Source organism: Edwardsiella sp. A.80236 (assembly GCF_044540725.1).
Lineage (GTDB): Bacteria > Pseudomonadota > Gammaproteobacteria > Enterobacterales > Enterobacteriaceae > Edwardsiella > Edwardsiella tarda.
On the sequence record NZ_JBIUCY010000077.1, the window covers coordinates 1 to 469 of the forward strand.

1 protein-coding gene is annotated in these 469 nt (G+C 54.6%); it reads right to left on the reverse strand.

Going from position 1 to position 469, the window contains the following annotated elements; translation table 11 throughout:
• Nucleotides 1-287 precede the first annotated feature (287 nt).
• Nucleotides 288-469, reverse strand: a 182-nt coding sequence (locus ACEQFP_RS17555; protein ID WP_396464376.1) for a hypothetical protein, incomplete at its 5' end; no start/stop codon positions are given.

Consider the following 469-nt stretch of genomic DNA (forward strand, 5'->3'; position numbering starts at 1 on the left):
ACAGGATTAAAACGAACAAGGCCCCCTTTTAGGGGGCCCCATTTAAAGCCACCTCTTCAAGAGGTGGATTTTTACTGCGCCCCGTTATCTGCGTCTCGGGCGAGGTGAGGGATCATCTCGCTGGGGCCTGTAACCTGGCGCGCTAGCAGAGGATTCAGTAAAACCGGCGACTCAATTCGGTATAGCAGAGCGTTACTCCCTGATAGCTCACAAAAAGTAGATTTCTTCGTACGGTGAATTGCATCGTCTGGCGTCTGTGAGATAATTATTTGGCCGGTGAGGTTCGGCTAAAATCTCACTGTGTGCTTCCCGATTCTGACAGATTGGGGCCAGAAAGCAGAGCGGCTCTCCCCCTCTGCTTTCGCTTTTTTCCCCACGGTGATGTGCGACGTTGCCTCTGCCTCTGCCTCTGCCTCTGCCTCTGCCTCTGCCTCTGCCTCTGCCTCTGCCTCTGCCTCTGCCTCTGCCT